Source organism: Pseudomonas sp. NPDC090233 (genome assembly GCF_044772285.1).
In the GTDB taxonomy this organism is placed as follows: Bacteria; Pseudomonadota; Gammaproteobacteria; order Pseudomonadales; family Pseudomonadaceae; genus Aquipseudomonas.
Genome location: NZ_JBIVYQ010000014.1, coordinates 1 through 16,984, shown reverse-complemented (window position 1 = coordinate 16,984; position 16,984 = coordinate 1). Strand labels below are relative to the sequence as shown.

Below are 16,984 nucleotides of genomic sequence, written 5' to 3'. Positions count from 1 at the left end.
CTCGTAGTTACCACCCTCGACCTTGGTGATGCTGTTGGTCAGCGGGGCGTTGGTGTTGTAGACGTTGTTCGGGGCGGTGAACTCGACCGTGCCGGCGGACTGGCCCACGCCGATGGTGATGCTCTGACCGTTGGCCAGGGTGATCACCAGCGGCGAGCCGGTGACTGGAGCGCTAACCGAAGCGGTGTAGGTGACCACACCACCTTCCACGACCGAACCATTGGCGGTCAGGGTCACGGTCGATGTGTCGATCGTGTCGCTGACGTTGGTGATCGCTTCGGCTGGATTGACCGCCAAGTTTTCGAAATCACCACCGGTGGTGTCGGTAACGGTGACTTTGACCTGACCGGCGTCCTTGTAGACATCATCGGTTGGCGCCGGAACGGTCACAGTGCCGGTAGTCTTGCCTGCAGCAATCTCGATGGTCGCGCCATTGCTCAAGGTCACGGTCATCGCCGTGCCAGCCGGGTTGCTCAGCGTGGCGGTGTAGACGATCTGACCGCCCTCTGCGACGTCGCCAGTCGCGCTCAGCACCAGGTCAGTAGTGGCCTGGGTGGCTGGGCTATCGGTCACCGTGGTGGTCGGCGTACCGGCGGTTTCCAGGTTCTCGTAGTTACCACCTTCGACCTTGGTAATGCTGTTGGTCAGCGGCGCGTTGGTGTTGTAGACGTTGTTCGGCGCAGTGAACTCGACCGTGCCGGTGGATTGGCCGACACCGATGGTGATGCTCTGACCATTGGCCAGGGTGATCACCAGCGGCGAACCGGTCACAGGAGCGCTGACGGAGGCGGTGTAGGTGACCACGCCACCTTCCACGACCGAACCATTGGCGGTCAGGGTCACGGTCGACGTGTCGATGGTGTCGCTGACGTTGGTCACGGCTTCGGCTGGGTTGACGGCCAGCTTCTCGAAGTCGCCACCGGTGGTGTCGGTAACGGTGACTTTGACCTGACCGGCGTCTTTGTAGACGTCATCGGTTGGTGCGGGGACAGTGACAGTGCCGGTGGTCTTGCCAGCCGCGATCTCGATGGTCGCGCCATTGCTCAAGGTCACGGTCATCGCCGTGCCAGCCGGGTTGCTCAGCGTGGCGGTGTAGACGATCTGACCGCCTTCGGCCACATCGCCAGTCGCCGTCAGCACCAGGTCAGTAGTGGCCTGGGTCGCTGGGCTGTCGGTAACCGTGGTGGTCGGGGTGCCAGCGGTTTCCAGCTTCTCGTAGTTACCACCCTCGACCTTGGTGATGCTGTTGGTCAGTGGCGCATTGGTGTTGTAGACGTTGTTCGGCGCGGTGAACTCGACAGTGCCGGTGGATTGGCCGACACCGATGGTGATGCTCTGACCATTGGCCAGGGTCACTACCAGCGGCGAACCGGTGACTGGCGCACTGACGGACGCGGTGTAGGTGACGACGCCACCTTCGACGACCGAACCATTGGCAGTCAGGGTCACGGTGGATGTGTCGATGCTGTCGCTAATAACCGTTACTGCTTCCGACGGGTTGATCGACAGCTGCTCAAAATTCCCGCCCGTGGTACCCGTGATGGTGGTACTGACCGTGGAACCATTGTTGTAGACATCATTAGCAGGCGTCTGGAAGTTAACGCTGCCAGTCGTTTGGCCCGCTTCGACGGTAACGGTTTGGCCATTCGACAAGGTCACGGTCACCGGCGTCTGCGCTGGATTGCTCAGGGTCACGGTGTAGGTGATCACGCCGCCTTCGGTCACGCTAGGCGAGGCAGTGAGGGTCGCGGTAGTGGTATCGACCGAGTCCGATATGACGGTCTGGGCAGGCGCCGGGTTCGGCGTCAGCTGCTCGAAGTTGCCGCCAGTGGCAGTCGTGATGGTCGTGCTGACCGTGGAACCATTGTTGTAGACATCATTAGCCGGCGTCTGGAAGTTAACGCTGCCAGTGGTCTGGCCCGCTTCAACGGTAACGGTCTGGCCATTCGACAGGGTCACGGTCACCGGCGTCTGCGCTGGATTGCTCAGGGTCACGGTGTAGGTGATCACGCCGCCTTCGGTCACGCTAGGCGAGGCAGTGAGGGTCGCGGTAGTGGTATCGACCGAGTCCGAAATGACGGTCTGGGCAGGCGCCGGGTTCGGCGTCAGCTGCTCGAAATTGCCACCCGTGGCAGTCGTGATGGTCGTGCTGACCGTGGAACCATTGTTGTAGACATCGTTGGCAGGCGTCTGGAAATTAACGCTGCCAGTCGTCTGGCCCGCTTCAACGGTAACGGTCTGGCCATTCGACAAGGTCACGGTCACCGGCGTCTGCGCTGGATTGCTCAGGGTCACGGTGTAGGTGATCACGCCGCCTTCGGTCACGCTAGGCGAGGCAGTGAGCGTCGCGGTAGTGGTATCGACCGAGTCCGAAATGACGGTCTGGGCAGGCGCCGGGTTCGGCGTCAGCTGCTCGAAGTTGCCGCCAGTGGCAGTCGTGATGGTCGTGCTGACCGTGGAACCATTGTTGTAGACATCATTGGCCGGCGTCTGGAAGTTAACGCTGCCAGTGGTCTGACCGGCTTCGACGGTAACGGTCTGGCCATTCGACAAGGTCACGGTCACCGGCGTCTGCGCTGGATTGCTCAGGGTAACGGTGTAGGTGATCACGCCACCTTCGGTCACGCTGGGGGACGCGGTGAGGGTCGCAGAAGTAGTGTCGACGGTATCGGTAACCTGAGTCACCGCCGGTGTTTGCGGTACGGTCACGATAATGCCGTTGCCGCCCGTGGTACCGGTCACCGTAGTGGAGATCTGGCCTGCATCGATGTAGGGCGTATCGTTCGCCGGAATGGTGACGTTGACGCTGCCACTGGTCTGACCCGCAGGGATGACGATCACAGCGCCATTCGACAGCGTAACGGTCAGGTTCGTAGTCGGCGCCTGGCCAACCGTCGCGGTATAGACGATTACGCCACCCGCTTCGGAAATGGAAGGGGTGGCGCTGAGGGTCAGCCCGGTGGCGACCGCTGTCGTTGTCGTCGTGTTGCTGGTGTCCGTATCCAGCCCACCGAGCTCTTCGTTGTTCAGTTCGGCGGCGAAGCCCAGGCCCTCGGTCGGGAAGCCGATGGTCGGGTCCACGCTACCCGCCGTTGCGTCGAGCAACACGAAGCTGTGGCCACCACCCGCAGCACCGCCGCCACCGGCCGAGGCGCCAGCTGCCGGCGCTTCCAGCTCGGTAGTCGGGTCTACGCCCGACGCGATCGCCTGCTGCAGTTCTTCCACCGACGGCGCGGCTTGTGCAGTCGCCTGACTCAGGTCGGTGCTGCTGTCGGGCGCGTCGGCGCTCCATTGGGTGTCACGGCCCAGGTCGAGCAGGCGGCCATCGGCCAGCTCAAGGGTAACGGCGCCGCCCGGGCCGGTGAGGACTTCTTCACCGGCCAGCAGGCGATCGCCTTCGATCAATACGCGCCGGATGCCTTCTGGGGATACTGCGATGACTTGGCCAACAATGCTTTTTACGATGGCTACAACGCTGCTCATTAGACTCTCCGGGTTACCCGATGTGATCGTGTTCCATGCTCCGCGCGGCGTGAGTGGGCCGCTGCAGGCGGAATTGTGTCAGTAATATGTTCGACGTATTTGACGTCAAAATTCCGTCTATAACTGTTGGCAATTAACTTTATGCCAAACTATTGACCTTATGATCGCCATCCTAAACAATCGGCTTGGTAATGTCACATTGATATTTGAACGTTTGCCATCCCTTCCTTTAGTACTAATACCAGTGCCCCTTCGGAAGTCTGCTCATCGGTCAAGTCAGGTTGTCATTTTTCAGACCTGAACCGTTTCGACCGTGCTTCAGGACAACAGCGCCCTCGGGGATCAGTAAAAAAATGCGTGCGTCACTGTTTACCGCTCTTCCACTCGCCTTTGCCGCCTCTTTCGTACAAGCACAAACCTTGCCCGAAGCCATGCAGAAAGCCCTTGAGGTGCACCCGGAGATTCAGGCCGGCGTGAATGCTCGGGTCGCTGCGGACTATCAACTGCGGGCTGCCAAGGGCGGCTATTTGCCGCGGGTCGATGTGACCGCTGGCTATGGCCGCGAAGGCACCGACAGTCCGAGTACCGGTAACCGCTGGGAGAGCCTCAACCGTGGTGAGTCAGCAATCCGACTCCGCCAGATGGTTTTTGACGGTTTTGCCACCTCCAGTGAGGTCGGCCGTCAACAAGCCACCGCCAATGCGCGCGCCTACTCGTTGATGGGCACCTCCGAGCGCACGGCGCTCGATGTGGCTCAGGTCTATCTGGATGTCCTCACGCGCCGCGAGATGGTGCGCCTGGCTCAGGAAAACCTGCGCAATCACGAACGCATTCTCGATCAGATCACCCTGCGCACCAACCGCGGCGTCGGCCGCCTGGCCGACCTCGATCAGGCCGAAGCGCGACTGGCCCAGGCCCGTAACAACCTGATCACCGAGCAGACCAATCTGGCTGACGCCAACACCAATTACCTCAGCGTGGTAGGGCAGATGCCCGACGAGCTGAGTGCCCCCGCACCTTTCATCGATCTGCTGCCGGCCACGCTGGAAGAGGCACGCGCCCAGATGATAGAAAGCAGCCCGGTGCTGCGCTCGGCCGAGTCGGATATCGCCGCCGCAGAGAAGCAGTACGACGCCGCGAAGTCCACTTTCTATCCTCGCTTCGATGCAGAACTCGGACGAACGGCCGATAACAACCTAGACGGCACCGTCGGCCACAACAACGAGTGGCAGGCCATGCTGCGCATGAACTTCAACCTGTATGCCGGTGGCAGCAACAAGGCCGACCTGGAAGCCAAGTCGTACCTGGCCAACCAGGCGCTGGATATCCGCAACAATGCCCTGCGCCAGCTCAACGAAGAGTTGGGCCTGGCCTGGAATGCGCAAGAGAATGCCAACCTGCAGGTGCCGATCGCCCAGCAGTACGTCGATCACAGCAACCGGGTGCGCAGCGCCTACCAGCAGCAGTTCAGCCTGGGTGAACGTACCCTGCTCGACCTGCTCGACAGCGAAAATGAAACCTTCACCGCCCAGCGTCGTCTGGTAGAAGTGAAGAACATACAATTGTTTACTCAGTACCGAATCAAGGCGACCATTGGTCAACTGCTCAAGAGCCAGGGTGTCGTAGCGCCGATGGCCACCGTTGTGCAGAATGATCTGAAACCACGGGTGAACCTGCCAGGCCTGAACTGAGGCGCACCCGATCCATCTACCCGCAAGGATGAAGAGAGCGCCGCGTGGAATCCGAAGTCAGTCGAGTCCAACTCAGCCACGATCCACGCAGTCAGCACGACGATCCCTTGCTGGACAGTCTGCTGACCCTGTGTGTCCTGCACCAGAAGCCCGCCAGCCGGGCCATGCTGACTACCGGCCTGCCGCTGCCCGCGCAGCGTCTGAACGCTGAGCTGCTGCCACGTGCAGCTGCACGGGCGGGCCTGCAGGGGCGCCTGCTGCAGCGCAAGCTGGAGCAAATTCCGCGCATCGCCATGCCAGCCATGCTGCTGCTCAAGGACGGCCGCAGCGCCATCCTGGTGGGCTGGGAGAACGACGACACTGCACGTCTGTTGCTCAGCGAAAGCGACGGCGGTGAAGTGTTGATCAGCCGCGAGGCGCTGCAGGATGACTACAGCGGCAAAGTGTTTTTCGCCCAGCCGCAGCACAAATTCGACGTCAACCACGGCAACCTCATCCCGAGGGCGAAATCCTGGTTCCGCGATACGCTGTTGCGCAGCAAGTGGCTGTACATCGATGCCATCGCCGCCAGCCTGGTGATCAACCTGATTGCCTTGGCCGCGCCGCTGTTCGTGATGAACGTCTACGACCGCGTGGTACCCAACCAAGCCACCTCGACGCTGTGGGTGCTGGCAGCCGGTATCGGCTTCGCCTACGTGTTCGACCTGATCCTCAAAGGCCTGCGCGGGCTATGCCTGGACCTTGCTGGCAAAAAGACCGACCTGATCATTTCGGCAACGCTGTTCGAGCGGATCGTCGGCATGTCGATGAAGTACCGCCCGGCACGGGTCGGCAGCTTTGCCCAGAACATCCATGAGTTCCAGGGCCTGCGCGACTTCCTCGCCTCGCTCACGCTGACCACCCTGATCGACCTGCCGTTCACCCTGCTGATTTTGCTGGTTATCGCCATTATCGGCGGGCACCTGGTGTGGATTCCGATCCTCGCCTTCCCGCTGGCCCTGGGTATCGGCTATGCCTTGCAGAAGCCCTTGATGTCGACCATGGAACGCACCATGGCGCTGGCCTCTGAGCGTCAATCGAGCCTGATCGAGACCCTGGCCGGGCTGGACGGGGTGAAGGTCAACAACGCCGAAAGCGAGCGCCAGTACATGTGGGAGCAGACCCTCGGCACCCTCAGCCGTCTGGAGCTGCGGGTCAAGGTGCTGTCGAGCCTGGCCATGAACATCACCCTGCTGATCCAGCAACTGGCGGGCGTGGCGATGATCTGTGTCGGCGTGTACCTGATCATCGACGGCAACCTGAGCATGGGCGGCCTGGTGGCTTGCTACATGCTCAGCGGTCGCGCCCTCGGCCCGCTGGGCTCGCTGAACGGGCTGCTGGCCCGCTATCAACAAGCCAAGGTGACCATGGTCGCCACCGACCAGATGATGGAACTGCCGCAGGAGCGCAACTTCGAGGAGCGCCCGCTCAGCCGCCAGGTGCTGCAGGGGGCGATCGAGTTCCGTGGTGTCGAGTTCACCTACCCGAACCAGCAGAACCAGGCGCTCAAGGGCATCAACCTGAACATCCGCCCGGGCGAAAAGGTCGGCATCATCGGCCGCAGTGGCTCGGGCAAGAGCTCGCTGGCCAAACTCATCGTCGGCCTGTACGAACCGGACAACGGCTCCTTGCTGGTCGATGGCGTGGACATCCGCCAGATCGACGTCAGCGAACTGCGCCACAACATCGGCTATGTGCCTCAGGACATCCAGCTGATGGCTGGCACCCTGCGCGACAACCTGGTCAGTGGCGCGCGCTACATCGAGGACGAGCTGATCCTGCAGGCCGCCGAGCTGGCCGGCGTGCATGAATTCGCCCGCCTGCACCCCGATGGCTATGAGCTGCAGGTCGGCGAGCGCGGCCAGAACCTCTCTGGCGGCCAGCGACAGAACGTCGCCCTGGCCCGCGCACTGCTGCTCAATCCGCAGATCCTGCTGCTCGACGAGCCTACCAGTGCCATGGACAACACCGGCGAAGAGCGCCTCAAGCAACGCCTGAGCGCGGTGATCGAAGGCAAGACTGTGTTGCTGGTGACGCACCGGGCGTCGCTGCTGTCGCTGGTGGACCGGTTGATCGTCATCGACCGTGGACAGATTGTCGCGGATGGCCCGAAAGCCGCCGTCATGGAAGCGCTGAAGAAGGGGCAGATCAGTGTTGCATAAGCTGGATATGGGGCGTTTCAAGGACAATCTGCGCCGCTACTTCAAGGGCTCCGAGTCGCTGGCCGGACAGCCGCTGCCTGAGGTCAACAAGGCGCTGATCGAAGACGCACCGCGCATCGTGCGCCTGACCATCTGGGGCATCATCGCGTTCTTCCTGGTGATGATCATCTGGGCCAGCGTGGCGCCCATCGACGAGGTCACCCGCGGCGAAGGCAAGGCCATCCCATCCTCCAAGGTGCAGAAAATCCAGAACCTGGAAGGCGGCATCGTCGCCCAGATCTATGCCAAGGAAGGGGAAATCGTCGAGGTCGGTCAGCCGCTGCTGCGTCTGGATGAAACGCGCTTCGCCTCCAATGTCGGCGAGACCGAGGCAGATCGCCTGGCCATGGCCCTTCGCGTGCAGCGCCTGAGCGCCGAAGTGGATGACAAGCCGCTGCAGATTGACGAAGAACTTCGCAAGGCCGCGCCGAACCAGGCCGCCAGCGAGCAGTCGCTGTATCAGAGCCGGCGCCAGCAGTTGCAGGACGAGATCAGCGGCCTGGAGCAGCAACTGGTGCAAAAGCAGCAAGAGCTTCGTGAGTTCACCTCCAAGCGTGCGCAGTACGCCAACAGCCTGCAGCTGCTGCGCCAGGAAATCGCCATGTCCGAGCCGTTGGTGGCACAGGGCGCGATTTCCCAGGTGGAAGTGCTGCGCCTGCGCCGCGCCGAAGTGGAGAACCGTGGCCAGATGGACTCCACCGCGCTGGCCATTCCTCGTGCCGAAGCGGCCATCAAGGAAGTGCAGAGCAAGATCGAAGAAACCCGCGGCAAATTCCGCAGCGAGGCGCTGACCCAGCTCAACGAAGCGCGTACCGAACTGAACAAGGCGACCGCCACGGGCAAGGCGCTGGATGACCGGGTCAACCGGACCATGGTCACCTCACCGGTGCGCGGCATCGTCAAGCAGCTGCTGGTCAACACTGTGGGTGGCGTGATCCAACCGGGCAGCGACATCATCGAAATCGTACCGCTGGACGACTCGCTGGTGGTCGAGGCCAAGATCCTGCCCAAGGACATCGCCTTCCTGCATCCGGGGCAGGAAGCCACGGTCAAGTTCACCGCCTATGACTACACCATCTATGGCGGCCTGAAGGCCAAGCTGGAGCAGATCGGTGCCGACACCATCACCGACGAAGACAAGAAGACCACCTATTACCTGATCAAGCTGCGTACCGACAAAAGCCACCTGGGCACCGACGAGAAACCGCTGCTGATCATCCCGGGGATGGTGGCCACGGTGGACATCATGACCGGCAAGAAGACCATCATGAGCTACCTGCTCAAGCCGATCATGAAGGCCCGCTCCGAGGCCCTGCGCGAACGCTGAGTTCAATGTTTCAGTAGACCGGTGGGAGCGGCTTCAGCCGCGAACACCGGCCAAGCCGGTGCCATCCACCGCGTCGCCTGCTTCGCGGCTAAAGCCGCTCCCACAGAGGATATGCATCGCGTTCAGCGCCACGGCGCAGGTTCACCCACCAGCTGGCCCTGAATGCCTTCCACGCCCATTTCCAGCAGCACTTGCCGCTCCCCTTGGGTTTCCACGCGCTCTGCAATCAACGGCAGGTCGATGCTGTGTGCGGCGCGCTGAATCGCTTCGATAAACAGGCGCTTGTGCTGTTCGTTGTCGATGTTGCGGATGTAGCTGCCATCGATCTTCAGGTACGCCAGGCCAAGGTGAGCCAGGTTGCCGATCATGCTGAAACGCCCGCCAAAACGCTGCAGCGCCAGCCCGAAACCCAGCCCGTGCAGGCGCCGGGTCAGTTGCTCAAGGATCGCCTGTTCTGGTACTTGCTCCTCGCCGATCTCGAAGATCAGACGCGGACCCAACGCGGTGTTCTGTCCAAGCAGCTCATAGACGCGCTGCAGAGCCTTGGGGTCGGCCAGGGTTGCGGCGGACAGGTTCAGCGCCAGCACCTGGTCGTGACGACGCAGATGCGCCAGCACTTTCTCCAACACCAGCACATCCAGCCGAGGCATCCAGCCAAAGCGCTCCAGCCATGGCAGGAAGCGACCCGCCGGCACTGCCTCGCCCTGGGCATCGTGCAGCCGCGAGATGACCTTGTGATGCAACACCCGCTGCGCATCATGGCAATCCACCACCGGCTGGAAGAACAGTTCGAACTGGCCTTTGACGAAGGCCTGATCAAGTCTCGTATGCCAGTCATGATGGCTGTCTCCAGCGACCGCCGCTGCACCTTGCTCCAGGCAAACCCAGCCTGGCGTGGGTTGATTCTCGGCGCGGGCCAGCGCCTCATCGGCGAGTTTGAGCAGCGCCTGGGGCGCGTCGCCGGGGCTGAAAGGGGCAAGGCCGATACAGGCCACCGGGTCGACGTCGGTGGCCCCCGTCTCGTGCAGGCTCTGCAACGTCGCCTCCAGTGCCTGGGCCAGCTGCACGGCTTCTTCATGCACCATGCCCGGCGCCAGCACAGCGAATTCGCCGCCACGGCTGCGGGAAATCAAGTCTTTGGTTTCCGGGAAGCGGGCACAAGTCCGCCGCAGTTGTTCGCCGACGGCCTGCAGCAACTGGTCGGTACGCTGACCGCCAAGGCGCGCGTTTAGCCCTGCCAGGTCCTGCACCCGCAGCAACAGCAGGTAACCGGCACGGGCATCTTCCAGGTTGCTGACCCGGTTGTTGAGCTGCATCTCGAAGTAACGGCGGTTGGACAATCCGGTCAGGCTGTCCTGATACGACTCGGTCCGCAGCCGTTCGCTGCGCTCGGCCTGCTCGGTAAACAGTGCCTTCAACTTCTCGACCATCTGGTTCATTGCCTGTACCACGCGGCGCAGTTCCGGCGTGCGCGGCAATTCAGGCAGGCTGAGGAATTCGCGACGCGCGATGGCGTGGGACTGCTCGACCATGTAGTCCAGCGGACGCAACTGGCGACGCAGCAGCAAGGCCCCGAGCACCGCGCTCGCCGCACCGCACAGCAGCAACCAGCCCAGGCTGCCCAGGGCGCTCTGCCAGAGCTTGGCGATGGCGAACATCGGGTGGCTGATCACCTCGACCCGCGCCGCCTGCTGCCAGCCACGGCTGACGATGGCATCGCCACCGGCGGCCTCCAGCCCGATCAGGTGGATGAACCAGGCCGGAACACCGCCCGGGTCGGGCTCGGCGTGGCGCTCAACCAACACCGCATTGGAGCCCAGGTCGACGACCTTGATGCTGGCGTAATAGCCACTGTCAAAGATCGAACTGACCATGAGCTCGACCATGGCCGGGTCGTCGATGTTCGGTGTCAGCGACAACGCCAGCGCCGTGGCCGCGTCCTGGGCATGCGAGCGCAGCTGGTTGACGTATTGGCTGCGCGAGCTCTCCAGGCTGACCATGAAGCTGCCGCTGAACGCGACCACCAGGAACAGGCAAATGGCCAACAGCAATTGTTTGAACAGTGACATCTGTGCTCCTTCAGTAAACCGGTTCGGCCGGGAACCCTTCGGCCTGCATTTTCTTCAACACGTCCTGCCAGCGTGACAGGCGCTTGGTATCGCCAACCTTCTTGTTGCCCGCGGCGCCCGTCAGCCACAGCCCTTCACCGTTGAAGGCATAGACCGGCAGCAGATCGGTACGCTGGCTGGCCGGTTTGATCGCGTCCATCAGGCTGTCGAGCACCAGCGGCTGGGCCTGTGGGCTTGAATAATAGGTCAGCACCATGTGCGCGCGGTTCTGGCGCAAGGCCTTGACGTAGGTGATGCGCAACTTTTCACTGGCAATGCCCATGCGCCGCAGGCTGAAGTACTTGGCGATGGCGTAGTCCTCGCAATCGCCGGCGCCCTTGATCAAGGCCTGGATGGGCGTGGCCCAGTAGTCGACTTCGCGCCACAGGTCTATGTCTTCGACATAGCGCAGCTGCTGGTTGAAGAACAAGTTGACCACTTGCAGCCGCTGTAGCTCGGTACCTTGACTCTGCGTGGCCATCAGGTTCTGCCAGGCATCGATGCGCCCCTTCCCCGCACCAAGCGGGCCGTACAGGGCCTGTGACTTGCGGCTGATTGCGGAGAAATCCCAGTCCGCGTGCAGGCCGCCCAGCAGCAAGCTACCCAGCAGTACAGCGAGGCCAATACGGCGCACAGCGGTTTTGAGTACCCAGGGTATCGCCACTGCGAAGACCTGTTCAGACCAATCGAAAGCAGCGATGGTGCGGCCTGCCAGATCAAAAAACAATGGCACCCTGCAATCATGGCGGCCAATAACCTGTCAGCTATAACTTTCTTGTTAGCGCTTGGTATATGGCGCTTCCTTTGGCCAGTGAGTTCATCCACCATATCCCGTGCACTTCATTCGTACGCCCCTTTGCGTACGCGGGTTTGACAAGCCCACTTGCCTGTTACTAGTGTCATTGGATCCAACTTTAGTCGTCGAGGCAGACTTCGCGTGGGCGAGAAAATCAAACTGAGCAATGTGTTGGCCAGTGAACAACTGCCAGCACACCTGGCCCGTGCCGTGATCGAAGAGCGTCTGCGCAGCGCTATCCTCGATGGCCGCCTGCCGCCGGGCACTGCCGTGCGTCAACAGGAACTCGCCACCTTGTATGGCGTCAGCCGCATGCCTGTGCGCGAGGCGCTGCGCCAGCTCGAAGCGCAGTCGCTGCTGAAGGTGGAGATGCACAAAGGCGCTGTGGTGGCGCCGTTGATCGGCGAAGACGCGGTCGATACCTACGCATTGCGCGTTTTGCTTGAATCCGAGGCGCTGCGCCAATCCATTCCGCTGCTCGATGCCGACGATATCACCCGTGCCCGCGGCTATATCCAGCAGCTGGAAAACGAAACCCGTCATGCCGAAATCGGCCGCCTCAACCGACTATTTCACATGGCCCTGTATGGCAAGGCGCCAAATCAGAAACTGCTGCGCCTGATCGAGAACGAGCTGAACGAGGAAGAGCGATTCCTGCGCTTTCATCTGTCGTCGATGGGGCTGGGCAAACTGACCCAGGACGATCACAACGCATTGGCGGACGCGGCAAGCGACAAGCTGGTGGATGAAGCCGTAAGAATACTGGAGCAGCATCTGAACAATGGCGCTCGTGTCATCAGGAACTACCTGGACAAGCAATCGGCTCCGTAACCGCACTGAGTGCAAATGACAGTTGCAATCGCCGCCCGCCCTGGCAAACAATGAGACTAATTATCATTTATGCCAATGGCGCGTCATGCCTTCCAATGACTCCGTGCACTCGCTCTACAGTGACCATCACAACTGGCTGAACAGATGGCTGCGCAGCAAGTTGGGCAATGCGGCCGATGCCGCGGACCTGGCCCAGGACACGTTCGTGCGCCTGCTGCAACGTCCTGAACAGCCGCCGCTAAACACACCACGGGCCTTTCTGCGCACGATCGCCCGCGGCCTGGTGATCGACCACTGGCGGCGTGAAGAACTGCAACGTGCATACCTCGAAGCTTTGGCCCACGTGCCTGAAGCGCAGGCGCCCTCGGCCGAAACCCGCGAGCTGTTGATGGAGCTGCTTGAGCGCATCGCGCGCATGCTTGACGGGCTCAAACCCAAAGTCCGCCGGGCATTCCTGCTGGCCCAGTGCGAGGGGTTGAGCCATAAGGCCATTGCCGAGCAGATGGGCATCTCGCTGCGCTCGGTGGAGCGCTATATCGCCGATGCGCTCTACCACTGTTACCTGTTGCGCTTCGAGGACGAGTGCTGAAGTGGCGCCCTCCTCCAAGGCCGTGAAACAGGCCATACACTGGATGCTCAGCCTGCGTGAAAGTGGCAACGATCCGGCGTTGTCGCAGCAATGCGAACGCTGGCGCAAGGCCGAGCAGGAACATGAGCTGGCCTGGCAACGCGTGATCAGCCTGCATCAGGATCTCGACTTGCGCGCGATTCCCGGGGCCGGCGTTGCCCTGCAGACGTTGGAGACCAGCCAGCGGCGCCTGCACCGGCGCCAGGCGCTCAAGTTGCTGAGTGGCGTTGCCTTGGTGGGCACAGCGAGCTGGCTGGCCAAGGACCTGGACAGCGTCGGTACCTGGACCTCGGACTTTGCCACCGTGACCGGCGAGCGTCGCAGCGTGCGCTTGCCCGATGGCTCTTTGCTGCAACTCAACACGCGTAGCGCTGTGGACCTGGCCTTCACTGAGCAGCAGCGCATGATCCGCCTCAAGCACGGCGAACTGATGCTGACCTGTAGCGAAACGCCGTATCAAGGTCGCCCGTTGCTGGTACAGACGCGTGACGCACTGCTTGAAGGCTTTGAAGGACGCTTTGTCGTACGCCAGGATTTCGATTGCACGAGGGTGAGCGTCGGCCAGGGCAAGGTCGCATTGCACCTGCCAGGCACCGGTGAGCTGCAGTGGATTGGCAGCGAGCAGGACTGGCGGGTGGATGCTTTCGGCGCGCAACGCCTGGAGCAGGTGGACATGGACGCCGCAGCCTGGGCGGAGGGGCTGATCGTCACCCGCGACATGCGCTTGGCAGACTTTCTCGCGCAGGTGAGCCGGTACCGGCATGGTTACCTGGGCTGCACTGAAGAGGTCGCCGACCTTCGGCTGTCAGGGGTGTATCGCCTGGACGACCCATATCGACTACTGCAACTGCTACCGCAGACGCTGCCTGTACGACTTTGCAAACATACACGTTGGTGGATACGGCTGGAACCTGTGGCCTGATTCGACCTTCCTGAGAAATTTCTGGCGGGTATTGGTAACACGTCCGGCTAGGACAGTAAGCACCCCTTCTGCCCTTCAACACCCGACGGACTTCGATATGCCCATCGTTACATCTAGAGTGCACGCCACTGGCGAGAATGATTTTCGACCTGTCTTGGATTCAGCCAGACTAGGCAAGGCGGTACGTGCCGCGCTGTTCGGTACGGCTTTGGGAATGGCGGGTGCGCCTGCGCTGGCGCTCGCCGCAACACCTGCCCCGGTAAGCCAGCAATACGCGCTTGCACCTGGCCCTTTGAACGACGTGCTCAACCAGTTCGCCCGCCAGGCCGGCATCACCTTGACCAGTACCCCTCAGCTGACCGGCGAGCTGAACTCCAGCGGCCTTCAGGGACAGTATTCGACTGATCAGGCGCTGCGCCAGTTGCTCAATGGCACAGGCCTTGAAGCCGTCAGCCAGGACGGTCGCAGCTATGTCCTTCGCGCACGCCCCGTAGAAGAGGCGCTGTCGCTACCCGATACCGATGTGCGCAGCTTTACCCTGGGCAACGCGCTGGGCAGCATGGAGGGGTACAACGCCACCCACAGCCAGGTCGCGACCAAGACCAGCATGCCGCTCGTAGAAACCTCGCAATCGGTATCGGTGGTGACACGCCAGCAGATCGACGACCAGGGGTCGCAGACCGTCGCTCAAGCTATGCGCTATACCCCTGGTGTGCTGACCAACCCCTACGGCGCAACGCATCGCTATGACTACGTGGCCATGCGCGGTTTCAACGATGGCTCTGTGGATAACATCTACGTCGATGGCCTCAAGTCGATGGGCGATAACGGCACCTACAGCACCATGCAGGTGGACCCGTATTTCATTGAGCGTATCGACATCCTCAAAGGCCCCTCCTCGGTGCTCTACGGCCGTAGCTCGCCCGGTGGCCTGGTGGCTCTGACCACCAAGAAGCCGCTGTTCGAGGCCTACCATCAGGTACAGGCCACGGTGGGTACCCAGGGGCAACGTGGCATGGGTTTCGACTTCAGCGGACCGCTGGATGACGACAAGCGCATTGCCTATCGTCTGACCGGGTTGGCTGATGCCTCCGACACCCAGTTCGACCATAACAAGGAAGAACGCTATGCCATCGCCCCGGCCATCAGCATCGACTTCACAGAGGACACCTCGCTGACCCTGCAGGCCTACCTGCAGCACGACCCCAATGGGGGCTACCACGGCGGTAACCCGGCTGACGGCATGCTGCATAAACGCAATGGCCAACGTTTGTCCGATCACTTCTTTGAAGGCGAGCCGGGCATCGACAACTACGAGCGCACGCAACAGTCGTTCAGCTACCAGTTCGAACACCGCTTCAATGATGTCTTTACCGCACGACAGAACTTCCGTTACCAGGATTCCGACGTGTCGATGGATCAGGTCTACTCGGCAGGCTGGGCGGATGCCGACAGCAATATCCTCAACCGCGCCTACACCGGCGGTGATGAGCGCCTGCACTCCTACATCATCGATAACATGCTGCAGGCGGAATTCTTCACGGGTGCGGCCATGCACACGCTGCTGCTGGGCACCGACTATCAGCGGCGCAAGGCGGATGTAGCATGGCGCTACGGCACCGTCGACCCGCTGGATGCCGGCAACCCGCAGTACGGCAATGGCAACCTTCAGGTACTGGGTGAAAACCGCTACCAGCGTCGTTTGCAGCAGACCGGGGTGTACCTGCAGGACCTGGTCGAGCTGGATCAGTGGCGCTTCTCGCTGGGTCTTCGCCAGGATTGGGTGAAGGTGTCCGAGGAGAACCGTGACAGCGATACAAAGGCTAGCGATGACCGCACCAAGTTCACCACGCGTGCCGGCGTGCTCTACCTGTTCGAGAACGGTATAGCGCCCTATGTCAGCTACTCGGAATCGTTCAACCCCAATACCGTCTCCGATCAGGATGGCCGCCCTCTGGCGCCGACCGAAGGCACCCAGTGGGAAGCTGGCATCAAGTACCAGCCACCGGGTAGTGACAACCTGTTCACAGCCTCGGTATTCCGCATCGAGCAAGAAAACCTGGCATCAAAGCAGCCGAACGAAGACTTCTATCGCCCTGTAGGTGAGGTGCGCTCGCAAGGCCTGGAGCTCGAAGCCCACGTGCAGGTGACCGACAACCTCAAGCTGCTGGGTGGCTACACCTTTACCGATATCGAGTATTCCAAGTCGATGCCAAGCCTGGTGTCTGGTCAGCTCGACAACAAAGGCAATTCACCCACCCAAGCACCCAAGCAGATGTTCTCGATATGGGCCGATTACAACTTCCGCCAGGGGCCACTCGACGGCCTGCGACTGGGCGGCGGCGTGCGCTACGTGGGGTACAGCTGGGTAGATGCGGAAAACAGCATGAAGGTGCCCTCTTACACGCTGTTCGACGCCTCGGTCGGGTACGACCTGGGCAAGGTCGGGCTCAAGGGTATGGACGTGCGCCTGAACGCCAATAACCTCACCAACGAAACCTACATCGCTTCGTGCGCCAGCTTGAATTACTGCTACATGGGTGAAGAGCGCAATGTGAGCGCTACGGTCAGCTATCAGTTCTGATCTGATCAGCCGGAAAAGACAAAGCCCCTGTCTGCAGCGCAGACAGGGGCTTGGATTTGAATCTTGACGATGACCTACTCTCACATGGGGAAACCCCACACTACCATCGGCGATGCATCGTTTCACTGCTGAGTTCGGGATGGGATCAGGTGGTTCCAATGCTCTATGGTCGTCAAGAAATTCTGTGTGCCGGCCCGTCCTGTGGACGTACCCGCGAATCTCTGTAGTTTCTACTTAAAGACAAAACCCCTACCTGCTCACGCAGATAGGGGTTTTGCAAAATGAATCTTGACGATGACCTACTCTCACATGGGGAAACCCCACACTACCATCGGCGATGCATCGTTTCACTACTGAGTTCGGGATGGGATCAG

At 61.3% G+C, this 16,984-nt stretch carries 10 protein-coding genes and 2 rRNA genes; 7 read left to right on the top strand and 5 right to left on the bottom strand.

Features of this window, described 5'->3' with window-relative positions; all coding sequences use genetic code 11:
* The coding region (locus tag ACIQUF_RS25350; protein ID WP_403136480.1) for a retention module-containing protein at positions 1–3,483 on the bottom strand (3,483 nt) is incomplete at its 3' end.
* A gap of 353 nt (positions 3,484–3,836) precedes the next feature.
* On the opposite strand from ACIQUF_RS25350, the gene ACIQUF_RS25345 reads away from it, so the two are divergent.
* From ACIQUF_RS25345 to ACIQUF_RS25335, 3 genes are read left to right on the top strand one after another with little or no spacing between them, the layout of a single operon-like run.
* Positions 3,837–5,174: a TolC family outer membrane protein gene (locus ACIQUF_RS25345; RefSeq protein WP_403136479.1), complete on the top strand. Its 1,338-nt coding sequence runs from the start codon at positions 3,837–3,839 to the stop codon at positions 5,172–5,174.
* 44 nt (positions 5,175–5,218) lie between these two features.
* Positions 5,219–7,375 carry a type I secretion system permease/ATPase gene (locus tag ACIQUF_RS25340; RefSeq protein ID WP_403136477.1) on the top strand — a complete coding sequence of 719 codons (2,157 nt, stop codon included), beginning with the start codon at positions 5,219–5,221 and terminating at the stop codon, positions 7,373–7,375.
* A 7-nt stretch (positions 7,376–7,382) separates the two neighbouring features.
* Positions 7,383–8,741, top strand: coding sequence for an HlyD family type I secretion periplasmic adaptor subunit (locus ACIQUF_RS25335; RefSeq protein WP_403136483.1), 1,359 nt, complete (start codon positions 7,383–7,385; stop codon positions 8,739–8,741).
* Positions 8,742–8,863: 122 nt separating this feature from the next.
* Here the strand turns inward: ACIQUF_RS25335 and lapD are convergent, their stop codons facing one another.
* Together lapD and lapG are read right to left on the bottom strand one after the other, a co-directional pair.
* Positions 8,864–10,810 carry a cyclic di-GMP receptor LapD gene (lapD, locus tag ACIQUF_RS25330; protein ID WP_403136475.1) on the bottom strand — a complete coding sequence of 649 codons (1,947 nt, stop codon included), beginning with the start codon at positions 10,808–10,810 and terminating at the stop codon, positions 8,864–8,866.
* Between the two features lie 10 nt (positions 10,811–10,820).
* Positions 10,821–11,582 carry a cysteine protease LapG gene (gene lapG, locus ACIQUF_RS25325; protein ID WP_403136473.1) on the bottom strand — a complete coding sequence of 254 codons (762 nt, stop codon included), beginning with the start codon at positions 11,580–11,582 and terminating at the stop codon, positions 10,821–10,823.
* A 204-nt stretch (positions 11,583–11,786) separates the two neighbouring features.
* Between lapG and ACIQUF_RS25320 the strand changes: the two genes are divergently transcribed.
* The 4 genes from ACIQUF_RS25320 to ACIQUF_RS25305 all read left to right on the top strand — a co-directional run bounded on the left by ACIQUF_RS25320 (position 11,787) and on the right by ACIQUF_RS25305 (position 16,610).
* Complete coding sequence (locus ACIQUF_RS25320; RefSeq protein WP_403136471.1) at positions 11,787–12,476, top strand: GntR family transcriptional regulator; 690 nt, start codon at positions 11,787–11,789, stop codon at positions 12,474–12,476.
* An 85-nt stretch (positions 12,477–12,561) separates the two neighbouring features.
* Positions 12,562–13,065: a sigma-70 family RNA polymerase sigma factor gene (locus ACIQUF_RS25315; RefSeq protein WP_403136470.1), complete on the top strand. Its 504-nt coding sequence runs from the start codon at positions 12,562–12,564 to the stop codon at positions 13,063–13,065.
* Positions 13,019–14,026 (top strand): FecR domain-containing protein, encoded by a 1,008-nt coding sequence (locus tag ACIQUF_RS25310; RefSeq protein ID WP_403136468.1) that lies wholly within the window; start codon positions 13,019–13,021, stop codon positions 14,024–14,026. Before ACIQUF_RS25315 ends, ACIQUF_RS25310 begins: the two co-directional genes overlap by 47 nt.
* A 214-nt stretch (positions 14,027–14,240) precedes the next feature.
* A complete protein-coding gene (locus tag ACIQUF_RS25305) occupies positions 14,241–16,610 on the top strand; it encodes a TonB-dependent siderophore receptor (protein ID WP_403136481.1) in 2,370 nt (789 codons plus the stop codon).
* A 61-nt stretch (positions 16,611–16,671) separates the two neighbouring features.
* Here the strand turns inward: ACIQUF_RS25305 and rrf (ACIQUF_RS25300) are convergent.
* A 5S ribosomal RNA gene (rrf, locus tag ACIQUF_RS25300) occupies positions 16,672–16,787 on the bottom strand.
* A gap of 109 nt (positions 16,788–16,896) precedes the next feature.
* Positions 16,897–16,984: ribosomal RNA gene (gene rrf / locus ACIQUF_RS25295) — 5S ribosomal RNA — on the bottom strand; the annotation flags it as partial.

Excerpts from the sequence above, each read along its gene's own strand:
- ACIQUF_RS25345 (WP_403136479.1), top strand. The coding sequence starts at position 3,837 with ATGCGTGCGTCACTGTTTACCGCTCTTCCACTCGCCTTTGCCGCCTCT.
- ACIQUF_RS25335 (WP_403136483.1), top strand. The coding sequence starts at position 7,383 with ATGGGGCGTTTCAAGGACAATCTGCGCCGCTACTTCAAGGGCTCCGAG.
- lapD (WP_403136475.1), bottom strand. The coding sequence starts at position 10,810 with ATGTCACTGTTCAAACAATTGCTGTTGGCCATTTGCCTGTTCCTGGTG.
- ACIQUF_RS25315 (WP_403136470.1), top strand. The coding sequence starts at position 12,562 with ATGCCTTCCAATGACTCCGTGCACTCGCTCTACAGTGACCATCACAAC.
- ACIQUF_RS25310 (WP_403136468.1), top strand. The coding sequence starts at position 13,019 with ATGCGCTCTACCACTGTTACCTGTTGCGCTTCGAGGACGAGTGCTGAA.
- ACIQUF_RS25305 (WP_403136481.1), top strand. The coding sequence starts at position 14,241 with ATGGCGGGTGCGCCTGCGCTGGCGCTCGCCGCAACACCTGCCCCGGTA.